The sequence below is a fragment of the Bartonella sp. B17 genome, assembly GCF_053795755.1.
The window spans coordinates 1219981-1246343 of sequence record NZ_CP200032.1; the positions used below are offsets into that span (position 1 = coordinate 1219981).

Annotated in this window: 26 protein-coding genes and 1 tRNA gene; 8 read left to right on the forward strand and 19 right to left on the reverse strand. The window is 35.4% G+C overall.

Annotation, left to right across the window (positions count from 1 at the left end; translation table 11 throughout):
* The first annotated feature begins 30 nt into the window (after positions 1 to 30).
* On the forward strand, positions 31 to 2100 hold the full coding sequence (parE, locus tag V4B18_RS05460; protein ID WP_455475451.1) for a DNA topoisomerase IV subunit B: 2070 nt from the start codon (positions 31 to 33) through the stop codon (positions 2098 to 2100).
* Between the two features lie 13 nt (positions 2101 to 2113).
* Here parE and recJ read toward each other — a convergent pair whose 3' ends face one another.
* Complete coding sequence (recJ, locus tag V4B18_RS05465; protein WP_455476542.1) at positions 2114 to 3898, reverse strand: single-stranded-DNA-specific exonuclease RecJ; 1785 nt, start codon at positions 3896 to 3898, stop codon at positions 2114 to 2116.
* 281 nt (positions 3899 to 4179) lie between these two features.
* Between recJ and rplM the strand changes: the two genes are divergently transcribed.
* Complete coding sequence (gene rplM / locus V4B18_RS05470; RefSeq protein WP_455475452.1) at positions 4180 to 4644, forward strand: 50S ribosomal protein L13; 465 nt, start codon at positions 4180 to 4182, stop codon at positions 4642 to 4644.
* 2 nt (positions 4645 to 4646) lie between these two features.
* Positions 4647 to 5132, forward strand: a complete 486-nt coding sequence (rpsI, locus tag V4B18_RS05475) for a 30S ribosomal protein S9 (protein ID WP_455475453.1) — start codon at positions 4647 to 4649, stop codon at positions 5130 to 5132.
* 129 nt (positions 5133 to 5261) lie between these two features.
* Here rpsI and V4B18_RS05480 read toward each other — a convergent pair whose 3' ends face one another.
* From V4B18_RS05480 to folE, 5 genes are all read right to left on the reverse strand, one after another.
* The gene (locus V4B18_RS05480; protein WP_455475454.1) at positions 5262 to 5627 is read right to left on the reverse strand and encodes a response regulator; all 366 of its coding nucleotides are present in this window, start codon (positions 5625 to 5627) and stop codon (positions 5262 to 5264) included.
* Between the two features lie 1252 nt (positions 5628 to 6879).
* Positions 6880 to 7368, reverse strand: coding sequence for a hypothetical protein (locus tag V4B18_RS05485; protein WP_455475455.1), 489 nt, complete (start codon positions 7366 to 7368; stop codon positions 6880 to 6882).
* A gap of 135 nt (positions 7369 to 7503) precedes the next feature.
* Positions 7504 to 8676, reverse strand: a complete 1173-nt coding sequence (locus tag V4B18_RS05490; RefSeq protein WP_455475456.1) for an alpha/beta hydrolase — start codon at positions 8674 to 8676, stop codon at positions 7504 to 7506.
* Positions 8677 to 8874: 198 nt separating this feature from the next.
* Positions 8875 to 8959, reverse strand: a tRNA-Leu gene (locus tag V4B18_RS05495).
* 126 nt (positions 8960 to 9085) lie between these two features.
* Complete coding sequence (gene folE / locus V4B18_RS05500; RefSeq protein ID WP_455475457.1) at positions 9086 to 9703, reverse strand: GTP cyclohydrolase I FolE; 618 nt, start codon at positions 9701 to 9703, stop codon at positions 9086 to 9088.
* Between the two features lie 125 nt (positions 9704 to 9828).
* Between folE and V4B18_RS05505 the strand changes: the two genes are divergently transcribed.
* The 3 genes from V4B18_RS05505 to thrS all read left to right on the forward strand — a co-directional run bounded on the left by V4B18_RS05505 (position 9829) and on the right by thrS (position 12709).
* Entirely contained in the window at positions 9829 to 10266 is a 438-nt protein-coding gene (locus V4B18_RS05505) for an iron-sulfur cluster assembly scaffold protein (RefSeq protein WP_455475458.1), read from the forward strand.
* A complete protein-coding gene (gene yidD / locus V4B18_RS05510; RefSeq protein ID WP_455475459.1) occupies positions 10259 to 10609 on the forward strand; it encodes a membrane protein insertion efficiency factor YidD in 351 nt (116 codons plus the stop codon). The genes V4B18_RS05505 and yidD overlap by 8 nt, the downstream gene beginning before the upstream one ends.
* Positions 10610 to 10732: 123 nt before the next feature.
* A complete protein-coding gene (gene thrS, locus V4B18_RS05515; RefSeq protein WP_455475460.1) occupies positions 10733 to 12709 on the forward strand; it encodes a threonine--tRNA ligase in 1977 nt (658 codons plus the stop codon).
* Positions 12710 to 12828: 119 nt separating this feature from the next.
* On the opposite strand, the gene V4B18_RS05520 is transcribed toward thrS, so the two are convergent.
* The 5 genes from V4B18_RS05520 to V4B18_RS05540 form a co-directional block, all read right to left on the reverse strand.
* Positions 12829 to 13332 (reverse strand): MerR family transcriptional regulator, encoded by a 504-nt coding sequence (locus V4B18_RS05520; protein ID WP_455475461.1) that lies wholly within the window; start codon positions 13330 to 13332, stop codon positions 12829 to 12831.
* A gap of 191 nt (positions 13333 to 13523) precedes the next feature.
* Entirely contained in the window at positions 13524 to 13850 is a 327-nt protein-coding gene (locus V4B18_RS05525) for an integration host factor subunit alpha (RefSeq protein WP_455475462.1), read from the reverse strand.
* Between the two features lie 77 nt (positions 13851 to 13927).
* Positions 13928 to 14902 carry a beta-ketoacyl-ACP synthase III gene (locus V4B18_RS05530; RefSeq protein ID WP_455475463.1) on the reverse strand — a complete coding sequence of 325 codons (975 nt, stop codon included), beginning with the start codon at positions 14900 to 14902 and terminating at the stop codon, positions 13928 to 13930.
* Positions 14903 to 14951: 49 nt separating this feature from the next.
* Positions 14952 to 16022 carry a phosphate acyltransferase PlsX gene (plsX, locus tag V4B18_RS05535; RefSeq protein ID WP_455475464.1) on the reverse strand — a complete coding sequence of 357 codons (1071 nt, stop codon included), beginning with the start codon at positions 16020 to 16022 and terminating at the stop codon, positions 14952 to 14954.
* Between the two features lie 151 nt (positions 16023 to 16173).
* Positions 16174 to 16737 carry a YceD family protein gene (locus V4B18_RS05540; RefSeq protein WP_455475465.1) on the reverse strand — a complete coding sequence of 188 codons (564 nt, stop codon included), beginning with the start codon at positions 16735 to 16737 and terminating at the stop codon, positions 16174 to 16176.
* A 201-nt stretch (positions 16738 to 16938) separates the two neighbouring features.
* Between V4B18_RS05540 and V4B18_RS05545 the strand changes: the two genes are divergently transcribed.
* A complete protein-coding gene (locus tag V4B18_RS05545; RefSeq protein WP_455475466.1) occupies positions 16939 to 17442 on the forward strand; it encodes an outer membrane protein assembly factor BamE in 504 nt (167 codons plus the stop codon).
* A 47-nt stretch (positions 17443 to 17489) separates the two neighbouring features.
* Here the strand turns inward: V4B18_RS05545 and nusB are convergent, their stop codons facing one another.
* From nusB to glyA, 6 genes are all read right to left on the reverse strand, one after another.
* Entirely contained in the window at positions 17490 to 17966 is a 477-nt protein-coding gene (gene nusB, locus V4B18_RS05550; protein ID WP_455475467.1) for a transcription antitermination factor NusB, read from the reverse strand.
* Positions 17967 to 17968: 2 nt separating this feature from the next.
* Positions 17969 to 18427 (reverse strand): 6,7-dimethyl-8-ribityllumazine synthase, encoded by a 459-nt coding sequence (locus V4B18_RS05555; protein ID WP_455475468.1) that lies wholly within the window; start codon positions 18425 to 18427, stop codon positions 17969 to 17971.
* An 82-nt stretch (positions 18428 to 18509) separates the two neighbouring features.
* Positions 18510 to 19127, reverse strand: a complete 618-nt coding sequence (locus tag V4B18_RS05560) for a riboflavin synthase (RefSeq protein WP_455475469.1) — start codon at positions 19125 to 19127, stop codon at positions 18510 to 18512.
* Positions 19109 to 20239, reverse strand: coding sequence for a bifunctional diaminohydroxyphosphoribosylaminopyrimidine deaminase/5-amino-6-(5-phosphoribosylamino)uracil reductase RibD (ribD, locus tag V4B18_RS05565; RefSeq protein WP_455475470.1), 1131 nt, complete (start codon positions 20237 to 20239; stop codon positions 19109 to 19111). The genes V4B18_RS05560 and ribD overlap by 19 nt, the downstream gene beginning before the upstream one ends.
* Positions 20232 to 20714 (reverse strand): transcriptional regulator NrdR, encoded by a 483-nt coding sequence (gene nrdR / locus V4B18_RS05570; protein WP_455475471.1) that lies wholly within the window; start codon positions 20712 to 20714, stop codon positions 20232 to 20234. The genes ribD and nrdR overlap by 8 nt, the downstream gene beginning before the upstream one ends.
* A gap of 17 nt (positions 20715 to 20731) precedes the next feature.
* Positions 20732 to 22042 carry a serine hydroxymethyltransferase gene (glyA, locus tag V4B18_RS05575; RefSeq protein WP_455475472.1) on the reverse strand — a complete coding sequence of 437 codons (1311 nt, stop codon included), beginning with the start codon at positions 22040 to 22042 and terminating at the stop codon, positions 20732 to 20734.
* 284 nt (positions 22043 to 22326) lie between these two features.
* On the opposite strand from glyA, the gene argC reads away from it, so the two are divergent.
* The gene (argC, locus tag V4B18_RS05580; RefSeq protein WP_455475473.1) at positions 22327 to 23262 is read left to right on the forward strand and encodes an N-acetyl-gamma-glutamyl-phosphate reductase; all 936 of its coding nucleotides are present in this window, start codon (positions 22327 to 22329) and stop codon (positions 23260 to 23262) included.
* Between the two features lie 24 nt (positions 23263 to 23286).
* Here argC and V4B18_RS05585 read toward each other — a convergent pair whose 3' ends face one another.
* Together V4B18_RS05585 and V4B18_RS05590 are read right to left on the reverse strand one after the other, a co-directional pair.
* Positions 23287 to 24375 carry a COX15/CtaA family protein gene (locus tag V4B18_RS05585; protein ID WP_455475474.1) on the reverse strand — a complete coding sequence of 363 codons (1089 nt, stop codon included), beginning with the start codon at positions 24373 to 24375 and terminating at the stop codon, positions 23287 to 23289.
* 139 nt (positions 24376 to 24514) lie between these two features.
* Complete coding sequence (locus V4B18_RS05590; protein WP_455475475.1) at positions 24515 to 26272, reverse strand: hypothetical protein; 1758 nt, start codon at positions 26270 to 26272, stop codon at positions 24515 to 24517.
* Positions 26273 to 26363: the final 91 nt, after the last annotated feature.

Genomic DNA, 26363 nt, shown 5'->3' on the forward strand with positions numbered 1-26363 from the left:
TTTATTTTAATTAGGGTGTAGTCGAACGCTATGAGCGATAACAACAAGGATCTTTTTAGTATTTTAAATAGTGCTCAATCCCAAATAAAAACAAAAGAAAAAAGTTTACAAACTTCAATGAGCACAAAAATAAACGAAAAAGCAGTACCTTCAAAAAAAGGTATGCAAAAAGATGAATATAATGCTCACTCTATTCGAGTGTTGGAGGGTTTAGAACCTGTACGTTTACGCCCTGGAATGTACATAGGAGGAACAGATAGCAAGGCACTTCATCATTTATTTGCTGAAATTATCGACAATGCAATGGATGAAGCTGTCGCTGGTTATGCAGACTTAATTGATGTGTCTTTAGATAAAAATGGTTACTTAACGGTTACAGATAATGGGCGCGGTATTCCTGTCGAAAATCATCCTCAAATGCCTGAAAAATCTACACTTGAAGTTATTATGACACAACTACATTCAGGTGGAAAATTTGACGGAAAAGCTTATCAAACTGCTGGAGGGCTACATGGAGTAGGAATTTCTGTCGTTAATGCTTTATCCGATGATATGGAAGTCGAAGTAGCGCGAGAACGTAAACTTTACAGGCAACGATTTTCGCGTGGTATTCCTCAATCTGGATTAGAAGATTTGGGTGATGTTTATAACCGTCGTGGTACGAAAGTTCGTTTTCATCCTGATAATAAAATTTTTGGGGAAAAAGCTGCTTTTGATCCAGAAATAATTTATAAAATGGCACGCTCTAAAGCCTATCTTTTTGGTGGGGTAAAAATTCGTTGGAATTGCGATCCTATTATAGTTGAAAATGTAAAAGATATTCCAGAAAAAACTGTTTTTTACTTTCCAAATGGGCTTAAAGATTATTTACTGTTATCATTGAAAAATGAATATCGAATAACATCGGAAATTTTTTCTGGAAAAACAAAACAGCACAATGGTCACGGATTAGTTGAATGGGCTGTAGCTTGGCATGGTGGAGATCCTTACGTACAATCCTACTGCAATACTATTCCTACTAGGGAAGGTGGAACACATGAAGCAGGACTTCGACAAGCTCTTTTGCGCGGGTTAAAATCCTATGCTGAATTAATAGGGAACAAACGTGCCGCTATCATCACATCCGATGATGTTATGACTTCAACAGTTGCAATACTTTCAGTTTTCCTAAAAGAGCCTGAGTTTGTTGGACAAACAAAAGACCGATTATCGACAATCGAAGCACAACGTATCGTTGAAAATGCAATACGCGATTCTTTTGATCATTGGCTAGCAAATTCCCCACAGGAATCAACTAAACTTCTTGATTGGATCGTTGAACGTGCTGAAGAGCGTGTTAAACGACGCCAAGATAGAGAAATAAATCGAAAAACAGCTGTACGTAAACTACGTTTACCCGGGAAGCTAGCAGATTGTAGTCAAAGCTCCGCCTCTGGTGCTGAATTATTTATTGTTGAAGGTGACTCTGCTGGTGGTTCTGCTAAACAAGCACGAAACAGAGCAAACCAAGCTATTTTACCTCTTCGTGGAAAAATTTTAAATGTAGCTAGTGCTGCACGCGAAAAAATGAGCTCAAGTCAAACAATTAGCGACCTTATACTCGCTCTTGGATGTGGAACACGCTCTAAATATCGTGAAGAAGACCTTAGATACGAGCGCATTATTATTATGACAGATGCAGATGTTGATGGTGCTCATATTGCTTCACTCTTAATCACTTTCTTTTTTCAAGAGATGCCCGATCTCATTCGTCAAGGGCACTTATACCTTGCTGTGCCTCCCCTTTACAGAATATCACAAGGAGGAAAAGTTGCTTATGCACGTGATGATGCTCACAAGGATGAATTATTAAAGACTGAATTTACTGGAAAAGCTAAAATCGAAATTGGACGCTTTAAAGGTCTTGGTGAAATGCGTGCTGAACAGCTTAAAGAAACAACCATGCATCCTCAAAAACGTACACTTTTACGTATCTCGATTGATTCAATGCAAATACAAAAAACTAAAGATACAGTAGAAAATTTAATGGGAACTAAGCCAGAAGCACGATTTAGATTTATACAAGAAAACTCTACTTTTGCTTCTAATTTAAATATCTAAAAAAATATTTTTTTCAAACTACTGCAGCAGCATCAATAACTCGTAACTGTGTATTGATAGTTCCATTCCAATAATTTAAGCTAAGGTTACCAGCAAAATGGATCATTTTACCCATATTTTCGGAAAGAAAATGACCAAGTGGTGTTCCCACAGCACGAAAAGCTATTCCTTGCAGTTTTTTACCTTCAATATTAGAAATAACAAGGCGAAGATGTCCTTTTCCAGCCTCACATAAATTCACCAATCGATGAGAAGGAAAAACAAAGACAGGAGTAGTATTTCCAGAACCAAATGGCCCTGCTTTTTCAACCATATCAAAAAGCTCTTTGTTAGCACCAAAAGCAGAAAGGCAACCATCGATACTAAGGAACTTTTCAGTACGCAACTGCGAGACTATTAAAGCAACTTTTTCTTCTAACCACTCCCGAAAAATTTCTACTTTTGCATCCTTAATTGTAATACCAGCTGCCATAGTATGGCCTCCACCATTCTCTAATAAATTTAATGAGACAGCTTCACGAACAAGCGCTCCTAAATCTATTCCGCTAATTGATCGCCCTGATCCTGTTCCACTTCCATCTGCTTTTAAAGCAATTGCAAAAACGGGACAAAAAAAACGTTCTTTTAAGCGAGACGCAAGAATACCAACAATTCCTGGATGCCATTCTTTGTGAGCAATCACGAGCGACGACGGTGCTTGTCTATCTTGGTAGAGAGAATCGATGTAAGCTTCCGCTTGCATTAATTGCACTTCTTCCATTTTTTGGCGCTCTTGATTAAGTTGATTCAGTTGTTCTGCTATTTTTTCAGCTTCATCTTTATCATAACAGCTAAGCAAACGTGCTCCTAAAGCCTGATCTCCAATACGCCCTCCAGCATTAATTCTAGGACCTAATAAAAAACCTAAATGAAAACTATTAAGCGGTTCACCTATACGCGCAACTTTTGTTAAAGCTGCTATCCCAGGATTATACATAGAGCGGGCGACTTGAAGTCCTTTAACTACAAAAGCGCGATTAATACCTTGTAACGGAACCACATCACATATAGTCGCCAATGCAACAAGATCAAGCATACTTAAAAGATCAGGAAGTTTTCCCTTATATTTCTTTTTTCGTAATAAATGATTAACCCATGCTAACGTAACGAATACAACACCAGCAGCGCATAAATGCCCTTGTCCAGAAAAATCATCGGGACGATTAGGATTAACGAGAGCAACAGCTTCTTGATGAACCTCTGACATTTGATGATGATCTAAAATCACAACATCAGCTCCTTCAAGTCTTACTGCCTTTATTGCATCTGGACTATTCGCGCCACAATCAACAGTAATAATTAAACAAGCACCTTCTTGCACTAACATTTTCATTGCTTGTTTATTCGGTCCATATCCTTCAACAATGCGATCAGGAATATAAATTTTTACTTCTATACCAAAATAACGTAAAAAACGCGCTACGATTGCCGATGAACAAGCACCATCAACATCATAATCACCAAAAACAGCAATTTTTTCCTTGTTCATAATAGCTTTAACGATGCGCTCTGCTGCACATTGCAAGTCCATAAAGCTTGTTGGATCAGGCATTAAAGCACGCAGTGTTGGATTAATAAATGTAACAGCTTCAGTTTCATCTACATCTCTTGCAGCAAGAACGCGAGCTAACTGATCAGGGAAACCGAATTTTTGAGAAATAACACGAGCATTATTCACCCCTTGAGCATCAAGAGCATCTACCCACGCTTGACCGCAAGCAGAAGATTCAACATTAAGAAAATAACGAGACCGCTGCATCATTATTCATTCTACAATGAAAAGAGAAGAAATACAATCAAGAGTTTAAAGATAAAGTATTTATAGTAACATCTGCTTCATTTTATATATAAATTATTAAAATATGAAGTATTATAATACCTAAATTATAAAGCACTGTTTTATAAGTTTTTATTTTCTCTTGACGCAAATTAAAAGACATTATATCAGAGCGAGGAATATTAAATATTTAGCTTAATTAATTTTAATGCAAAAAAGCAAAAATTCCCTGATAATAAAGGGATTAAATAAAGGATACTTCTATGGCAACTTTTTCACAAAAGCCAACTGAAGTGGTGAAAAAATGGGTTATTATTGACGCAGAGAACCTTGTTTTAGGTCGTCTTGCCACGTTTGTTGCAAATCGCTTACGTGGCAAACATAAAGCTACATTTACTCCACATGTCGATGATGGTGACAACGTTATTGTGATAAATGCAAATAAAATAGCTCTCACTGGCAAAAAATATGCAAATAAAAAATATTATTGGCATACAGGCTATATTGGTGGAATAAAAGAGCGCACAGCTCGTCAAATTCTTGAAAGTCGTTTTCCTGAACGCGTCATTGAAAAGGCCGTAGAGCGTATGATTCCTCGTGGGCCCCTTGGTCGCCGTCAGTTAAAGAATTTACGTGTTTATGCTGAAAGCCAACACCCGCATGCAGCACAACAGCCTGAAGCTCTTGACGTTGGTGCTCTAAACCGCAAAAACAAAAGGATTGCTTAATTATGGCTGAAATTAATTCTCTTTCTGAGCTCAATGCAGTGATAAATATTGCAGAAGTTAATGAAAATACCACTCCTGTCCATGTACAAAAGCTTGATTCACAAGGACGAGCTTACGCAACAGGAAAGCGTAAAGATGCTGTTGCTCGCGTATGGATAAAACTAGGCTCTGGGAAAATTGTAATAAACAATAAGGATTTTGATAAGTATTTTGCTCGCCCTGTTCTTAGAATGATTCTTCGTCAACCAATAGTAGCAACCCAAAGAGAGACACAATTTGATATTGTTGCAACTGTTGCAGGAGGTGGTCTTTCAGGACAAGCAGGTGCAGTACGCCATGGTATTTCAAAAGCATTAACCTACTTTGAGCCAGAACTCCGGACGATTTTGAAAAAAGGGGGTTTTCTTACACGTGATAGCCGTGTTGTTGAACGTAAAAAATACGGTAAAGCAAAAGCACGCCGTTCTTTCCAATTCTCAAAACGCTAATTATAATTTTACATAACACATAAAGCTTCGTTTCTAGCGGAGCTTTTTTTAATAAGATATGACTGTCTAACTAAAATTATATTTTCAATATTTTTTCATTATTCTCTTAGTAAAAAAGCTTGTAACATTTTAGTCTAAGAAGCGCTTTACCATTTTAATAAAATGAGGAACTGAAATAGGTTTTGACATATATTCTTCACATCCACTTGCACGAATCCTTTCTTCATCCCCTTTCATAGCAAAAGCTGTTACAGCAACAACAGGGATAAATTTTAGTTCTTCATCTTCTTTTAGCTGTTTAATAACATCGATTCCTGATACTTCAGGTAATTGAATATCCATAAGAATAAGAGAAGGCATAGATGAGCGAGCAAGATCTAATGCAAGAAGACCATTACGCGTTTCAACAGTTTCATAACCACTCGCTTCTACAAGATCACGGAATAATTTCATATTAAGTTCATTATCTTCCACGATCATGACTTTTTTAAGCATTAGTAAACTCCACTCTTCCTACACGGACTTAAATACATTATTCCTTTGATAAAATAAAATAATAGAAAAAATTGTAAACTATGAAGAAATAAAATAGCTTACGATAGAATTTTTTTTGCTATAATAAAGCTTGTTGCGTTAATTTTTTAATTTATAGAAATGAAATCTGGAATATTTATCAAAAATGTGTTGTCACACATTTTTCAATTTGCATATTAAGCTTGTAAATTTTTGAATAAATTTTCATGTTTTTTATTATAAAATAGAACAAAGTAATAATTTAAACATCGATTTTTTAATACAAAAAAATGCTCTATTATTATTTAATGAAGTTATTTCTGAATCAATGAAATAACAGAGTGTTTTCTTGATAAAAAATGATTAATAAATTTTAACTATAGAATTATTTTTTTGCGTTATGCAATGCAAAAAGGCGCATTACCCCTACCGACAAAACTTTCTTGACATGCCATTTTCAAATATTTTAGTTTACCACCCTTTGATCTTTATTTAAAAATTTTTAAAAATAAAATAGATAACTTTATTTATAAATATTACCTCCTTTACAATAAAAAAAACTCCACTAAACTATAATTTTTTTTGTGAACGCTTCATGATTTATATTTTCTAAATCGTCGAAATAATTATTTTTCTTTTTTCCAATAATTTTAAATTTTTTTAAAAGCAAAATACCATTCATTAAAAACATTTAATAGAACTTTGTTTTTTTATCATCTATTCAATGAATAGAAAATGTTTTCTGCGTCTGTGACTAAACTTACTATGCTTCCAAGCAGTATATATTTGAGACTACCTCAAAAATTTAATGATAAAATATTAACAATCTTCTAACTTATAAAGTCGTGAAAAATTTATGAGTACTCTGCAAGTTCATGATGCTGATATAAAACTCAAAACACCCTATACATGGAAGCGATAACCTAAACTCATTTGCAAAATCCTATTAAAGGAATTTATACAAAATCAGAAATCCAAAACCATTCATTTTTAATATTGCTTTGAATTCTTTTTTAATTCTTATCTATTAATACACACACGATCTTCTTTTAAATTTACTAACACTCATACCGTAAAAAAGCTCCTTTACCCTTCTCACCTTATGTACAAATTGAGCTTAATAAAAGTTTTTTTAATTTTTATAAAAATAAGCAATAAATAGCAAAAAACTTAGAAAATTTAATAATTATAAAATCCATTACTTGAAAAATAATTTATTGATTTAGGTATAATATCATTTTTCAAAGAGATGTGGATTTTCAATAATAAGCTCTTTTTGTGCTTTTTGTAATCGTAAGATAATCTCATCAATTTTTGACGAAGAAGGCAAGGTTTCTTGATTATTCAATAAATGTTGCCTCTCAATACCTTTGTAAAAACACTGCATCTGAGATTGAAGCATTCTGATTTCTTGAAAAAAAAGACGACCAGTCTCTTTAAAATTATTATTAAGAGAAAAAAGTTGATTAGAAATTGATATTAAGATCTGCTTTAAGAAAAGCTCATTTTCTTGACGTTTGCGATATTCTAAAATAAGAGCACGGCTTATTTCATCCAGCTGTTTTTTTGCGGAATCAATTTGCAGCAATAAATTTGGTTCTCTTCCTATATTATCTTTTTTTGCTTTCGAAAGCATAGTATGAATATCTAATAACTTCATTGCAGAATGAGATAAATAATCTACTAATGCAGACGTATCAGTATAGCGTTTTTGCGCAACCATTATACACTCACCTAATGACAGGTTTTTATATTTATCCCGCTATTTGCTTTTAATTTATAGAGTTATTCTAAAGAAAATGCTAAAATATCACTTTTAATCCATCTATATTTAAAGATTAACTCCATCCTCTGACATTTAATTTCCAGTTAATGGAGATAAAAGACGCATAGGTGCATAAAGGATAATGTGCGTTGTTTTTTCCAAAACAGTACTACCATCAGCAAGAAGCGCCTGACTAGGTGTTAGCTCTGTACCTTGCATAATAGCTGAAGCTAAAGAACCATCCCGAGAAAGAGCCATTAGTGTTGGCGAAGACGCAAATACATTATGCGTTCCACCATCAATATTAGAGAGATCAAAAACAGCTATTCCATTTTTACGCAACATTTCAATATCTGAACCGTCCCCTACACGAGGATGTCCACCTGTTAAACGCCCTGACACAGCGAGAGCTTTATCTGAGCGAGATACCAAAATAGCTGTTGGCTGAGGCAATTTTTTAATATCATTCAGCTGACGTTCAAATACGTCAAGATCAATATCTGGTGCTGCCATCAAAAAACTTGTAATACGGCGGATTGGTTCATATCTTCCTTGCAAAGCCAAAGTTCTAAATGCCTCCATCGTAATAAAGTTTCCCATAGAATGCGCAATAATTGAAATTTTCTCAGCATTAGTTTCACTGATAAGAACTAAAAGCTCTATTAATCCATCACGCGCAAAATTAGCGCTATCACGATCATAAATATAAAGAGGAATTGATCCAGCAGAAGGCCATGAATAATGCACAGTGACAACATTTAAAGAATAATCATAAGTAAATTGAGCTGCCCGAAATGTGCCGTCTGCAAAATTGTTATTATAACCATGTATAAAAAGAAAAACTTCCCTTTTTCCTTCTGGCTTTTTTGCTAAAATAGCATTCAATTCCTGTTTAAATTGTTCTTTATGATCATATTTTTGTAATGCTACAGCTGCAAAATACTTATCATGAGTAGGTTTATACGCATTTGTTTCAACAATCCCTTTTTTATGTTGTTGAGGAATTCCTATATCAACACGATTATAGTGCACTCTATTTGATCGCCCAGCACCGTAAGGTTGAGAATAATTGTTTTGCATCATGCGACTCGTCGCAACATACACTGGAACGATAGCTTTCGGAGGAATTGGTTCGCATTCAACTTCCCTTTGTACTGCAACCATAGATGGCGTTGCATGCACTCCGTGCCAAAGAACAGCACGTGATGCACTACATGCCACGAGTAAAGTAACGCAAATAAAGAGTGCTAAACATCTAAAAAACACTGTACCTTCCACATCTACATTACCAAATCTTACTGAAAAGAACGAACATTCTGATTCTTAATATTAGCAAAGATGCAATTTTCAAGAACCTGAAATGAATTTGATTAAAAACGCATAAACAAATGGCACATTAAACAAGATTCCGCTGCGACACATATATCGCACCCCTATTTTATCTCCATCTGCAAATGGCACAAATGGTGCGGTCGAGAAGACTCGAACTTCCACGGGTTGCCCCACAGCGACCTCAACGCTGCGCGTCTACCAATTCCGCCACGACCGCACACGGTGAAGCCAAATACATCTCATCTCTAACAAATCACAAAGCAGGGCACAAGAGCATTTTCGCCTTCTTATCATTTATTTTATTCAAATCAACTATGATTACAAAAACTAAATATGAACTTCATTATGATTTGCAAAACATCATCATAAAATTATCCTGTGCAACTTGATTTTTTTGATAGTGGCCACGAAAACTTTTTGTAATTGTCTTCGTTCCCTGTTTTTGTGCACCTCTCATAACCATGCACATATGCTCAGCTTCAATCAATACTGCAACACCGCGAGGTTTTAGATATTCTTCTAAAGCATTAGCTATTTGAACTGTCATAGTCTCTTGTGTCTGTAAACGACGAGAAAAAACATCTACAACACGTGCAATTTTGGAAAGACCAACAACCTTCACATCAGGAAGATAGGCGATATGCGCTTTTCCGACGATTGGAATCATATGATGTTCGCAATGTGAATAAAAAGCGATATTTTTTACTATTATAGCTTCATTGTATCCTGAAACTTCTTCAAAAACCGTGCTTAAAATTTCTTCAACCGATTCGTTATAACCAGCAAAAAGCTCACAATATGCTTTAGCTACACGCCTTGGAGTGTCTAAAAGACCTTCTCGATTTGGATTTTCCCCTATCCACAATAGTAACGTACGAATCGCTACCTCTACTTCTTCAAAAGTAGGACACTTCTTCCCAAGTAAAGATGGGTTTGTAGTCCCTCCCTTTATATCATGCATTTAAAAACTCCAAGCCTTTTACATACAAAACATTTGCGACATATTTATTTGATTTTGTATATTCTCTATATAATAGAATTAAAAGCTTAAACAATTATAGCTTTCGAAATTTTAGGCAACAGCACATGCTTAATGATATCTATAGTGATAAAGTACTTGAATATGCCGCGCATATAACAAGAGTCGGGCGTCTTAATAGTCCAGATGCAACATCAAAAAAATATTCCCGCCTTTGCGGTTCAACAATTACTGTGGATTTAAACGTAAAAAATGACATTGTCACAGATTTTGCTCATGAAGTTCGTGCATGTGCTCTAGGACAGGCATCAGCTTCACTTTTAGCATGTCATATCATCGGACAAACAACACAAAATCTTAAAATGTTACGTGAAATCATCTATCATATGCTGACAAAGAATGGCCCTCCTCCTACAGCTCCATTTGAAGCATTTTCCTGCTTGCAACCTATTAAAGATTATAAAGCGCGCCATACATCAACTATGCTCACTTTTGATGCCGTTGTAGATTGTATTAAACAAATTGAAGAAAAAATAAATGCGTGAATTACACTCTCAGAAAAAAAAACATTCTCGGAATTACACCGATCCTTGGCGAAAAACACCTGGACGATTACTTGGTATTATATTGATACGCTTTTATCAGATAACACTTTCCAGTTTCATAGGAAACCAATGTCGCCACGCACCAACTTGCTCAGAGTATACCTATGAAGCGATTGCACGCCATGGTCTGTGGGCCGGCGCGTGGATGGGATTTTTTCGTATCATACGCTGTGGTCCCTTTGGAACACACGGCTTTGATCCAGTCCCTACCTCTCTTGGAAAATTTTTCTGTTTTTATAAGCCTTGGCGCTACTGGAAAATTTCTGCCAAGTCTAACAAATAATTCTTTTCTTTTTTTATGCGTCTTGATAAAAAAACTTAGCCTATTAATCTTAGTTGATTACCTTTTAATTTTTTTACAAAATCATCCGTAATCGTTGGCAAAATTGGATGAAAGGGGTGTTTTATGTCTTGTTTTGTTTCTCTCTCTTTTCCCGATGGTTCAAAACGTGACTACCCTATCACAATGACTGGTTTAGAATTAGCTACATCCATTTCCAAATCACTTGCCAAAAAAGCGGTCGCTTACAGCCTTAACGGAATTATTAAAGATTTATTCGATCCATTAGATGAATCTGGTGCAGTGGAAATCATTACCCGCGAAGATCCACGTGCTCTTGAGTTAATACGTCACGACTGTGCACATGTTTTAGCTGAAGCAGTGCAAGAACTTTTTCCTGAAACACAAGTGACAATCGGCCCTGTCATTGAAAATGGTTTTTATTATGATTTTGCACGCCAACAACCTTTTACATTGGATGATCTTACCATTATTGAAAAAAAAATGCGTGAAATTATCCAACGTAATAAATTTTTTAGAAAAGAAATTTGGTCTCGCGAAAAAGCTAGAAAAATTTTTTCTGAAAAAAATGAATTTTATAAAGTTGAGCTCATCAATAGCATCCCTGAGAATCAAGACGTAAAAATCTATTACCAAGGTGATTGGTTTGACCTTTGCCGTGGTCCACACATGCAATCTACTGGACAAATTGGTAACGCCTTCAAACTCATGAAAGTTGCAGGGGCTTATTGGCGTGGCGATGCCAGTAAACCAATGCTAACAAGGATTTATGGTACAGCGTTTGCTAATGAAAGTGATCTAAAAGCCTATCTCCATATGCTAGAAGAGGCTGAAAAACGCGACCATCGCCGTCTGGGGCGTGAAATGGATTTATTTCATTTTCAAGAAGAAGGACCAGGAATGATTTTTTGGCATAAAAAAGGCTGGAAAATGTTCCAAAATTTGATCAGCTATATGCGTAGACGTCTTGACGATCATCAATATGCAGAAGTTAACGCACCGCAAGTTCTCGATAAATCACTTTGGGAATTATCTGGCCATTGGGAGTGGTATAGAGAAAATATGTTTAAAGCAATTCCAGCTGCTGATGATTGGAATGATGAATCGATTTATGCTCTCAAACCAATGAACTGTCCAGGTCATGTGCAAATCTTTAAACATGGTTTAAAATCTTACCGCGATTTACCTATTAGACTCGCTGAATTTGGTCTAGTTCACCGTTATGAGCCTTCAGGTTCATTACACGGTCTTATGCGTGTACGTAGCTTTACACAAGATGATGCACACATTTTTTGCACAGATGAGCAATTAGCCGATGAATGCCTTAAGATTAATGATCTGATCTTATCAACTTATACTGATTTCGGTTTTAAAGAAATTAGCCTTAAATTTTCAACACGCCCAGAAAAACGTGTTGGATCAGACGCATTATGGGATCATGCAGAAAATATCATGGCATCTGTTCTTAAAACTATTGAAGCACAATCTGCAGGAAAAATAAAAACAAGTATCCTTCCAGGAGAGGGTGCATTTTATGGACCCAAATTTGAATATACATTAAAAGATGCTATTGGTCGCGAATGGCAATGCGGAACAACACAAGTAGACTTTAATCTTCCTGAGCGTTTTGGTGCATTCTATATTGATAGCAATTCAGAAAAACGTCAACCTGTCATGATTCACCGCGCCATTTTTGGATCAACAGAGCGTTTTCTTGGTATATTAATCGAAAATTTTGCTGGTCATATGCCACTCTGGCTTGCGCCTGAACAAATAATTGTCGCAGCAATTACATCCGAAGCCAATGAGTATGCAAAAAAAATAACAGCAAGACTTAAAGCTATTGGACTTTCAGCAACATCAGATCTTCGTAACGAAAAAATTAATTATAAAATACGCGAGCATTCTTTACAAAAGATTCCCGTAATTTTGGTATGCGGTAAACGTGAATCTGAAACAAATAGTGTGAACATGCGCCGCTTAGGAAGCAAAGATCAAGTTTCTTTATCTATAGAAGAAGTGATTAAACAACTTTCAGATGAAGCAACACCTCCAGATCTACGCCGTTTAATAAACGCTTGAAATACATGCACAACAGATAAATTAAAGTAAAAAGACGTGTTTTACTTTTTAGCCTTTTGATATCTTGCAACCTTGTTGTAAAGTAGCTAGTTTACTTCACGAAATAAAAGCTGCTATTGTTATCGTGCTCTATCAAGAATACGTTTACATTCAATTAGTTCAAAGAGTGTTTCTTGTAATAATTCTTTATCAGTCTTGTTTTTGTAAACATTAACAGCACCGACAGATGCGTCTCCCTCATTTTTCATGAAACCTAAAAGCCCAAAGGAAGATTTTTTAGGTTTATTATAAGTAGTTTCAGTCATTTGTCCTGCATGTTTCTTTTCCATTACAACGTTCATGGCATCAAGATCACCATTACCAAATGCAACAATAAAAGCAATACCATTTTCTTTCAGAAGGCGCTGTACACCTTTTATAGTATAGCCCTGATCATATAGTAACTGCTTAATGCCATTGAGCAAATCGATATCAGCCGGACGATAATAGCGCCTTCCACCACTACGCTTCATTGGTTTTATTTGTGTAAAACGTGTTTCCCAAAACCTTAACACATGCTGTGGAAGCCCCAACAATTCGGCTACTTCGCTAATTGTGCGAAAAGCATCGGAGCTCTTATCCATTTTGCAACACCTTATCTAAATTATACAAATGATTTTATGATTATTGATCAAATTTCATTTTTTAATAAAATTGGCTAAAAGCAGAAACTTACTCAATTACATTTGAATTCAAAATCTTTTACATAAAATAAAACCCCAATATCTATTTTATAGAATTTTTTTTAACAAATACTATAACATTACAATAATCATCATTTGTGTGATATTTTTTGCTGTCTTGCACGATGCGAATCTAAAATTTTCTGTTTAAGTACATTTGCAGCTTTGAATGTTACAACTCGTCGTGGTGAGATAGACGCTTCGACACCAGTTTTCGGGTTACGCCCAACACGCTCGTTTTTACTGCGAACCTGAAAAGTTGCAAAAGAAGATAATTTTACAGCTTCACCTTTTACAAGCGAATTGCAAATTTCATCCAAAACTAACTCAACCAAAGCTGCTGACTCACTGTGTGACAAGCCTACTCTTCTACAAACTACGCTCGCCAAATCTGCACGCGTTACTGTTTTACTTGTCATTATAACCACCTATTCAAATATTTAAAATTATAAAGTGATTTATACTTTTTATTCAAATATGGTCAAGCGGCTACAACCTACCAACGAATAAGAATTGCTCCCCATGTAAACCCACCTCCCATAGCTTCTAACATAACAAGATCTCCTTTTTTAATTTTTCCATTGCAAATAGCTGTTGTTAAAGCCAACGGAACCGATGCTGCTGATGTATTTCCATGTTGATCAACAGTAATCACAACTTTATTTATAGCAATTCCTAGTTTTTTAGCTGACGCTTCAATAATGCGCCTATTAGCCTGATGAGGTACAAACCAATCTAATTGTGAAGCATCTATACCAGCAGCCATAAAACAATCATCAACTACATCCGTGATCATGCCAACTGCGTATTTAAAAACTTCTCGTCCTTCCATGCGTAAATAACCCGTTGTTTGCGTTGTTGAAGGACCGCCATCAACATACAACTTATTCATATACTCACCATTAGAACGCAATTTTGCAGCTAATATGCCACAATTAAAAGAAAAATCACTTTCCATTTTTTGTGCTTCTAAAATAGCAGCACCTGCACCATCACCAAATAGAACACATGTCGTCCGATCTTTCCAATCTAAAATTCTAGAAAAGGTTTCAGATCCAATAACCAAAATTCTTTTGACTGCTCCGCAACGTAAATAAGCATCTCCTGTTGTTAAAGCAAAAATAAAACCAGAGCAAACAGCTTGGATATCAAAGGCAAATCCATGCTTCATTCCTAAAGCATGCTGAATTTCAACAGCGGAGGCTGGAAAAGTATGATTTGGCGTCGAAGTTGCCAAAATAATACAATCGATATCTTTTATTGTTAAACCAGCATTTATAAGTGCAGCTTGTGCAGCTTCTACTCCTAAGGAAACTGTTGTTTCATTTTTGTTAGCAATATAGCGTTGATGTATTCCTGTACGTTGCACAATCCACGAATCAGATGTGTCAACAAATTTTGCAATCTCATCATTCGATAAGCTTTTTTTTGGTAAGGCACTTCCTACACCACATATAACTGACCGAATCATTAGGCTCTGGCCTTTTTTTGACATTTTTTATTTGTATTATAAATACTAATCATATGGCATCCTCATTAATTTTAACTTCACCTTCTTTATCAAAAAATATCTCTTTATTTTCATGGAATCGCCGTAAATCAGCAGTTATTTTTTCTAAAAGTCCGTTATTAACCATTTCATAACCAACGCGGATAGCAGAAGCAAAACCGCTTGCGTTAGTACCACCATGGCTTTTTATGACGACACCATTTAAACCTAAAAGCACTCCACCATTAACTCTATCAGGATTCATTTTGTATTTAAGTGTACGAAAAGCACTTCGTGATAAAAAATAACCAAGATATGAAAAAAAAGAGCTGCGCATAGCGGTGTTTAAAATTTCTCCTATTTGCCTCGCAGTTCCCTCTGCTGTTTTTAGAGCAATATTACCAGAAAACCCTTCAGTTACAACAACATCTACTGTTCCCTTTCCAATGTCATTGCCTTCAACAAAACCCTTATACTCTAAACCTTCTAGTTGCACTTCGCGCAATATCATTCCAGCCTTTTGAATTGCATAAAGACCCTTAACTTCTTCAACTCCGACATTTAAAAGCCCAACACTTGGTCTTTCAATGTGATATAAGGCACGGAACATACCTGCTCCCATAACTGCCAAATCAACCAACTGGCTAGCCGATGCACCAATCGTTGCACCAATATCTAAAACGATACTTTCACTTCGAAGTGTTGGCCAAATACCTGCAATACCAGGACGTTCGGCCTCTGCCATCATTTTTAAGCAAAAATAAGACATTGCCATTAGTGCACCGGTATTACCAGCAGAAATACACGCATCGGCTTCACCATTTTTTACAGCCTCAATCGCATACCACATTGATGATTTACCACGCCCAATGCGAAGTGCTTGGCTTGGCTTCTCATCCATACGTGTATAGCTTTCTGTGGGATAGAAGCATGATACAGAAGCCAAACGAGGATATTTTTTTAAAACTGGTCTAACAACTTCATCTACCCCATAAAACAGAAAATAGATATTCGGCAAATATTTTTGTACAATTGCTGCTCCCGCAATAGTTACTTCTGGACCATGATCACCGCCCATTACATCCACAGAAATTCTAATCACGCTTGCATATCCTACATCTTTTAATTTACATTTTTAAGCTCATATTGCGATTTATGTTACTAAGCAACATGCTTCTGAAGCGCATTAAAAAAAGAGCTTCGCAGAAAATATTGTTTTATGATAGTACGCAATAGGTATCTTTTTTATTTATTTACAATCGCTTCCAATTTTTTAGAATAGAAAATGGTGATATTTTTTGTTCACCTTCATCTAAATTTTTAATTACACTCATACTTATACCTTTTTTGCGAGGATAATGATCAATCGACAATTCAAAAAATTCTTCCATAACCGCACCGATATCAATTTTATCGCCATAAAAAACTTCTGGTGCGTCCACCCCATCCACATCTAAAAATAATTCACCTGTATCTTCTGGTATTTTAGGCTTAATTAAATTTGAGTCGCTAGGAACAAAAACAACATCAATATTTTCGCGAAGAATATTCTCTAGCGGTTCTAATGTGATAACACATAATTGTGTTATATGTGCTTGCAACAAACCTTTTACGTGAACTCCACGTTGCTTCGATGGAAAAATATGAAATTTTCCTTCACAAAATTTTACTTCAACTAAATCATGATTCTTTGCTAAATGTTCACATTCTTGCTGATTTGCACAAATATGAACCTTTATACCTTTAGAAGGTAATGAACGCACCGATATTGGATAAACCAAAGCAAATGTCATTTGAGAAACATTTTTAACATTCATTAGCAACTCCTGAATAAAAAATACAATATACTGTGCTTTTATTTAAACATATTATATTTTATTCATTTTTTTCTTTTCTAAAAAAATTCTGTATGGCATAATTTGCTTTATAACAAGGAAGCTCAGTCTAAGCTATGGCAGATTAAGTTAAAATTAGAAAAAACTTGAAGTTGCCTTCTTGTCATACGTCTAAGTTTTAATATGGAGATATCATTGTTTCAGGAGCCACACATAGCGCCCTCAATCAAACATAAATTGTTGATTGGGTTATTGATAACGAGCATGACAACAATTGCTGGTTGTCATTTAATTCATTCCTCAGGTTCAAGCCAGATATATAGAGAAGGTTACATTCTTGATAAAAATGCTCTTGATTCTATTCCTATTGGTTCAAGCCAAGAGCAAGTTATCTTAACTTTAGGAACTCCCTCTTTGAAAACAAAATATGGTAATGACGTCTTTTATTATATCTCACAGACTCGATACCGTGGGATGCAGTTTATGAAAACAAAAATTATTGATCGTAAAGTTTTAGCCATTTACTTTAATGCAAATAATCAGGTTACTAAGATAGCTAACTATGGATTGCAAGACGGTCAAGTCTTTGATTTCATAACACAAACAACACCAACTGTTGCGACCAAAGATCATTCTTTTTTGTATAAAATCATTCAGGATTCTGCAAATTCGCCAATCCGCAATTAAATTTTAAGCGTCTCGCATACAATCCCGATATTACTGGGATTGTATTGTTATTTTTTGGGACGCGCCTCTTTTGCTATACTATCAAGAACTGCATTGACAAGCTTTGGTTCATCACTTTCAAAAAATGCTTTCGCTATATCTACATATTCACTCACAACAACAGCAACAGGTACATCTTTGCGATTGATTAACTCCCATAAACCTGCACGCAAAATTGCTCGTAATATAGAATCAATACGCGAAAGTGACCACTCTGCAGAAAGCTGCTGATGAAGCATAGGATCAAGCTTCTTTTGATCTTGTACAACGCCAGTTATGATAGCCAAAAACCATTGAAAATCAGCTTCGAGATATTGATTTCCATCAATCTCTTTTCCTAAACGATAAGTTTCATACTCAACTGCCGTTTCCATAACACCAGTACCAACTATATCCATTTGATATAGTGCTTGTACTGCAGCAAGTCTCGCCGCTCCACGTTTATTGGCAACACTTGAAGAATATCTATCCTTTAGATCTGCCATATTTAGTGATTATCTCCAAACTTCTTTTTCAGAGCAATCATACATAAAGCAGCTTTAGCAGCAAAACCACCTTTATTTTTTTCATCTTGTTTTGCGCGCGCCCATGCTTGTTTTTCATCTTCAACAGTCAAAATTCCATTTCCGATAGCTAAATGTTTATGGATAGTTAAGTCCATCACTGCTCGACAAGAATTATCAGCAACAATTTTAAAATGATATGTTTCACCCCTAATAATACAACCAAGAGCGATATAACCATCATAAAATACTTTATTATCTTTTTCGGCAAAAGCTATTGCGCTTGGTATTTCTAATGCCCCTGGAACTGTCACAATATCATAGCTTGCTTCAGCTTTTTGCAAAGTGCTCACCGCACCTGCAAGAAGCGCATCGGAAATTTCATTATAAAAACGCGCTTCAACAATTAATATATGCGGTTTTTTATACATCTTTTTTACCATAACGGAATCTCATCAGAAAAATTAACCAATAAACTTAGTATTAAAAAACATAAAATTCTAAAAACTATGATAAATTTTTAATTTATTCAGCTTTCATTTTAAAACCGGAAAATTTTGCAGCATAACGGGCAAGCTGATCAACTTCTAAATTAACTTGATCACCAATCTTAGCTTGTCCCCAAGTTGTCACTTCAAGTGTATGGCGAATAATAAGAACATCAAAAATATTATCCTCAACGCGATTAATAGTCAAAGATGTTCCGTTAAGCGCAATAGAACCTTTATTTGTAATAAAGGGCAATAATCGTGTTGGAGTTTCTATACAAAAACGAACTGCATCACCCTCCTCACTCTTATTAACAATTTTAGCCAAACCATCAATATGTCCAGAAACCAGATGTCCGCCTACTTCATCACCAAATCGTAATGAACGTTCTAAATTAACAAACGTCCCTTTTGTCCACTGTGCAAGATTAGTCAAACGTAAAGTCTCTTCCCATGCTTCCACAGCAAACCAATTGTTTACAGCTTGTTTTGGTGCTAATTCAACAATTGTTAAACAAATTCCTGAACATGCAATTGATGCACCAATTTTTAAACTCTCCAAGTCATAGCGTGTCAAAATATTTAAACGTATCCCATTATTTAAAGATTTAATATCTTCTACACAACCAATATCCGTTACAATCCCTGTGAACATAATGTCTTACGTCTCCATTTATAAAAACGATCATTTCCAAATATTTTTGTCTCAACTTTGTTAAACCCCGAAAGATATTTTTCAAAATTGGGAGCTTCAATACGGTCTTTACCTAGGATGATGGGAGCATAAAAGCACATCAAATGATCCACACAACCGGCATTTAAAAACTTTTCTCCTGTTTTTACTCCTCCTTCAAGTAAAACACTGTTGATACCACGTTGATAAAGTAGCTGTAAAATAGCAAGGGGTTGCATGAAACCATTGCTCATTTCTACTGAATATACAGAAACACCATACTGTTCTAGCGATATCTTTTTATTTTTTTTTGAAATATTTGTATCACAAATAATCCATGTAGGAATTTTTGTTGCCGTTTGGACAACTTTTGTATCAAGTGGAATGCGTAAACCTGTGTCCAAAATAATACGTATAGGAGAACGCATCTCTAACCCTGGCAAACGACAATTTAATTGCGGATTATCTGCTAATATAGTATCAATACCAACAATAATAGCATTATTTTGTGCTCGTAAAGTGTGGGTGTATATGTGAGAAGCCGTTCCGCTGATCTTTATCCCCCCCTGTCCTTTTTTTCCCACACCATTATCTGCAGAAATTGCCATTTTGAAAGTAACTGCACATCGCTGTAATTTTTTTATACATAAATGATTACACAATGCTTCAAAAGCTTTTTCAGCTAAAATACCTTCGATCACTTCAATACCAGCTGCACGTAAAAGAGTAATACCACGACCATTAACTCGCTTATCCGCATCAGTAAGAGCAATAATAACTCGCGAAATACCCGAATCTATGAGTGCATTTACACATGGCGCAGTTTTACCATAATGCGAACAAGGCTCTAAAGTTACGTAGGCCGTACCACCACGAGCTAAAGAACCAGCCATGTGCAAAGCCTGTACCTCAGCATGAGGTCTTCCATGGATAGCTGTTACACCATACCCAACAATAGATGCTCCTATATTATCATTCTGCACTATTAATGCGCCAACAGAAGGATTTTCACCAGTAAGACCAACATGACGTTCTGCTAAACGGATAGCTGCAGCCATAAACCGCTCGTCTTGCATTTTTCTGTTTTTATTCATGAAAACAAGATTCTGTATCCGTTATATCTTTTGATAACTCATCTATCACATTATGAAAATCGCCTGCATTACGAAAATCCCGATAGACAGAAGCAAAACGAATATAAGCAATATCATCAATACTCTTTAATGCTTCCATCACAAGATACCCAATTTTTTCGGAAGAAATCTCAGACTCACCTGAACTTTCCAATTGACGTATAATGCCGGAAATTGCTTGTTCAATATGATTAAGATCAATATTACGCTTACGCACAGCTACATCAACTGATCGCATTAATTTATCGCGATTAAATGGCTCACATCGACCATTTTTTTTAGAAACCAAAAGTTCACGCAACTGAACACGTTCAAAAGTCGTAAAACGACCACCACAAACAGAACATATACGCCGACGACGAATTACCGCACCCTCCTCTGTAGGGCGCGAATCTTTAACTTGAGTATCCTCGTGTTGGCAATAAGGACAGCGCATTTTTTGTCCCCTTTATTCTAATTGCCAAGATAAGGGTAAATAGGGAAGTTTTCAGTCATATTTTCCACTTTTTTCTTAATAGCCATTTCAACTGCACTATTATCCTCATCGTTTTTTACCACCTTAAGGCCTTCAAGAACTTCTGAAATTAAATCAGCAATTTGAATAAATTCATTTTCTCTAAAGCCACGCGTTGTTCCAGCGGGTGTACCTAAACGAATGCCTGATGTTATAAATGGCTTTTCTGGGTCAAAAGGAATACTATTTTTATTACAAATAATGCCAGAACGCCCTAAGGATAATTCTGCAAACCTTCCTTTTAAATTCTTAGAACGCAAATCGACCAATAATAAATGATTATCTGTACCACTGGAAATAATATCAAAACCGTTATTTTGCAATCTACTTGCTAAAACTTTAGCATTAGTAACAACATTTGCAATATAATCCTTAAAAGCAGGCTGTAAAGCTTCCCCTAATGCTACGGCTTTACCAGCAATTACATGCATTAAAGGGCCGCCTTGAAGACCCGGGAAAACTGCCAAATTAACTTTTTTAGCTAAATCTTCATTATTCGTCAATATCATACCACCACGGGGACCACGTAATGATTTATGTGTTGTTGTCGTCACAATGTGCGCATGCGGTATAGGAGAAGGATGCGCACCACCAGCAACCAAACCTGCAATATGAGACATATCTACCATCAAATATGCTGCAACTTCATCTGCAATTTCACGAAACCGTTTCCAATCCCATACGCGCGAATAAGCTGTTCCACCCGCAATAATAAGCTTTGGTTTATACTCTTTTGCAAGACGCTCAACTTCTTCCATATCAAGAAGTTGGTCTTCTTGACGTACACCATAAGAAACAACATTAAACCATTTTCCTGACATATTAACGTGAGATCCATGCGTAAGATGGCCACCAGCATTCAAACTCAATCCCATTATTGTATCTCCAGGTTGGAGCAAAGCCAAAAACACAGCTTGATTCATTTGGCTTCCTGAATTGGGTTGAACATTAACAAAAGAAGCATCAAACAGCTTTTTGGCTCTTTCAATTGCTAATTCTTCAATTTGATCCATAAAGTGACAACCACCATAATAGCGATTTCCTGGATAACCTTCCGCATATTTATTGGTTAAAATTGATCCTTGAGCTTCAAGAACTGCTCTTGAAACAATATTTTCTGATGCAATTAACTCAATTTCATGCTTTTGACGTTCAAATTCTCCCTTTATTGCATCAAAAACTGCAACATCAACGGTTTGTAGATTATCATAAAAAAAATGCTCCTGCGCACCATCTGCTTGCTTAGTCATAAAATATGTCCTAACATCTCACGAATTAAAGTAATCAATGATAACATAGCAAACCATACAAACAAGACAATTTGAATTACCTTTATTTCTTTAATATAGTAAAATTTTGTTTTATTTTGTAAACTCTAACTCTACAAAATAGATATTAAATATACTAACGTACTTTTATTACACTATTTCTTGCAAATACAGCTATCAATATTTCTAAGATATTCGATAATTTAACCCGATTTATGATGTAATATATTCGATATAGCAGAAAAAATTTATTTAAGGCAAATATAATGGGAATAAAAGTTTTTATTGATGGAGAACATGGAACAACAGGTTTACAAATACAGAAACGTCTAGCAGAGCGTTCAGATTTAGAATTACTTTCTCTTCCCCATACAGATCGCCATAACATTAATATTCGACAAGACTGTCTTAACCAAGCCGACATTGCTATTTTATGTCTTCCAGATGATGCTGCACGTAAAACAGTTAACTGGATAAAAAACAATAAAAAAGTGAGAATTATTGATAGCTCAACAGCTCATCGTATTTTACCAAACTGGGTTTACGGCTTTCCTGAGATGACTGCAGGACAAGAAAAACGTATCAAAGAAGCATACTACGTAACAAATCCTGGATGTTATCCTACTGGTGCTATTAGCTTAATTCGACCACTTCGTGAAGCAGGCCTTCTAGATGCTTACTGTCCGATATCAATTAACGCAATATCTGGCTATACTGGTGGTGGAAAACAGTTGATTGTACAAATGGAAAATCAATCTCAGCAAAGTGAATCTTGGAAAAATCATTTTATTTATGGACTTGATCTAAAACATAAACATATACCAGAAATTAAAACACACGGACAAATCAATCAAACACCAATTTTCGTACCAAGTGTTAGTCGATTTCCTCAAGGAATGATTGTAAACCTTCCATTGCATCGCAGCTTATTAACAAAATCTGCTACCTGCTCTGATCTGAGGGAAATTTTTAATAATCACTATGATGGACAAAACACCATATTAATTGCATCACAAGAAGAAACTGAAACGCTTACTAAACTCAGTCCAGAGCACTTAGCACATAAAGATAGCATGAAATTATTTATTTTTGGCGACGAAAACGAAGGTATTTTCAATTTATGTGCCGTACTAGATAATTTGGGGAAAGGTGCAGCTGCAGCTGCTGTCCAAAATCTTAACTTAATGCTTTTAGGTAGCTAGTGCTTCTCTGATAACAAATTTTATTCAGCAGCAAGATATTGCTCCCTTTGTTGCTCGCCAATGCGCAACCGAAAAACACAATATTGCTAATGCAACACTTTGATGAATGAGCCCCAAGCTTATTGGCACTTCATTTAACAACGTTATAATTCCCAATAATGCCTGAGCAGCGATCATAACACATATCAAAAATGCGCGACGAGCATGCGTTGAATGTGGAACATTTCTTTGTACGTATAAAGCATGAACGATGGCTACAATAAATAAAAAATAAGCAAAAAAACGATGAATAAATTGAACTGTTAATGGATTCTCAAATAAATTAAGCCAAACGGGATTATGATTTAACAATCCATCAGGGATAATTTGACCATCCATAAGTGGCCACGTATTATAAACTTTACCCGCATGGAGCCCCGCAACTAAAGCACCTAAATAAATTTCAATCAAAATAAAAACAACAAGCCAACCAGCAAATTTTTGAATCATTTTATTTGTTGGTTTTTCTGAATATTCTGCAAATCCTCTAGATAAATAAGTGACAAAAATAATAACAAAACACGCTGTTATAAGATGGAATGCTAGACGATATTGACTCACGCTTGTTAAATTACTTTTGCCAATACCTGAAGCCACCATCCACCAACCAATAGCACCTTGAATAGCAATAAGAATCGGTACAATAGCGAGCTGAAGCAAAATATTTTTTTCAATCCGTTTTGTAGCCCAAAACCAAATCAGACCCAATAAAGCTATAAGACCAACAAGACGCCCAAGAACACGATGCCACCACTCCCACCAAAAAATTACCTTAAATGCATTTAGAGTCATATTATAATTAAGTAATTTATATTGCGCTATTTGTTGATACTTCAAAAATTCTTCCTGCCATTGTTGCGCATCAATAGGCGGGATTATACCATGAATTGGCTTCCATTCTGTTATAGATAATCCTGATCCCGTCAAACGGGTAGCCCCTCCTATTAAAACAATTGCTAAACAAAGAAACAAAATAGAATCAAGCCATATTTGGATTTGTCTTCTATGCCTTTTCTGTAATGGTATCAAAGGAACATCATTTAAGCTTTTTACTGCCATCTCCGCTTCCCCCATCTTTGTTTTTTTATCTTAAACAAAAAATATTTTTCAAATTTAAACATTAAACTTAATCTATGATAAAAACACTACAATTTTAGCAAAAGATCATCATATTCGCCATAACATGCAATTAACATTCTTATTTTGCAATGTTCTAAGACGCAATCACACGGTAAATAGTCTTCGGAAACTTACTCACCATCTTTATCATCCAATTTTGTTCATTAAGAGCAACATTGCAAATGTAATAATCTGTTATCTGCGCAAATTGCTCGAATCCATATTTAGGTTCGCTTGCTATTTCTAAAATGATAAAATCATAATCTTTTTTAAATTCTTGCAATAAGTTAGAAATGTTATTTGAAAAATCTTGTGCGCGAGCAACAGGTGTTAAACCTTGAGGAAGGATATCAATCCCCGTATCATAATCACGATAAATAACATCTTGTAACTGCGCATGTCCTGTTAAAATATCACTCAGCCCTCGATGTGGACCAATCACCTTCTCTATTTGTTGACCGGAAACATCCACTAACAAAATTGTTTTTTGTTCTTTCATAAGATGAAGAGATAATTTTGCTGCTGTTCGCGCTGCTTCTGAACCAATTATTGAAACAACAACTGAATCGCGCCATTTTAAAAAATCAGATAATTCGTCTATTGTAATAAAAGCTTCAAGTTTTTTTATTCCTTTCGATATTAAAACATTTTCACCGTTTTCCTCCAGTTGTTTTCTTCTTGTTTTAAACCTAAAGTATTGTTGCCACAATAACAGTCCTCCCAAAAGGGTAAGCAAACTTATAAACACGCTAATAATAACGTTTTTTCCGTAAAGAGTCATGAAAGAAATTGGCGCTAACGTTATTGGAACAATTACATGAATCTTTATCCCCTGCAATGAAGAAGGCTTACTTATTACTTTATTTTGTGCATCTACCACTGCTTTTATTTTGTTTTCTAATTCATTAAATATCTGATTTAAAGATTGAGATTGCCCCTTTACAAAAAGGCTAATCCTTTTTCTTAGCTGTTCTTCAAGATTCTCTGCAATAATCTCATCTGAATGAATTTGATTAACAATCTGCCAAATTTTGTTCTCCAATTGGTGAGAAAGTGTTTCTGATTCTGCAATCATTGCCTTGATTTGAGGATGTGTCCAACCTAATTGTACAGCCATATGTGCTTTTTGCGTTTCTAAAAGATTACGTTTAGATTCTAATGCAGCAACTGCTGAATTGTTCGCGATGAATGCCAAAGACAGTAGAGATTGCCCATTTTCACGTATTGTCTTAATAATTGAATTCAAACTTGCTAAATGAATACGCTTTAAAGTTGCTTCTGTTAATTGGGCATAAAGATCATTAAGCTCAGTTTGTTTTGCATCGTGATGAATAAAAGAATCAACCGATGAGCGAAACTCCTGCATTATATTTAGCACAGCAGTATTATCATATTGTCGATCAGTTTGTTGCTCCGTTAATAAAAACTTTTCATCCTGTTTGATGATTGTTTCTGAAAACATAGAAAACAAAGCTTCCAACCCTTGTTGAGCAGCTTCGATAGTTCCAGCTTCAAAAGCAAGATTAATAAGATCACCATTGCAGGATAAATAAATATTTTCGCGAAAATTCTTCTTCTGCAAGCTATCTGAAAAAAAGCCATGAAAGCGTGAAGAATTTAAAACTATAGGCTGTAAAAGTGACAGTTTAATTACATTGTTTTGTTTGTCAATTGGCAACGGCTTTCCTACAGAATCAGATAGCGAAAATGTTAAGGTTGCTCGGTAAGCTCGTGGCTGAACAAAATAATACGAACAAATCAAAAATGTACATAACATTGCTAACAGCAAAACGATTAAAACGTTTCGCGGTACCATATGTACCAACAGTTTTTTATCGTACTTAAAGCTCATTTTTATTCTAACCAGCAAAACACTTCGTATTTTTTTATTTAAGAGAAAGTAGTAACTATCCTCTTAACTTGAAGTTATATTCTTGCAAGAT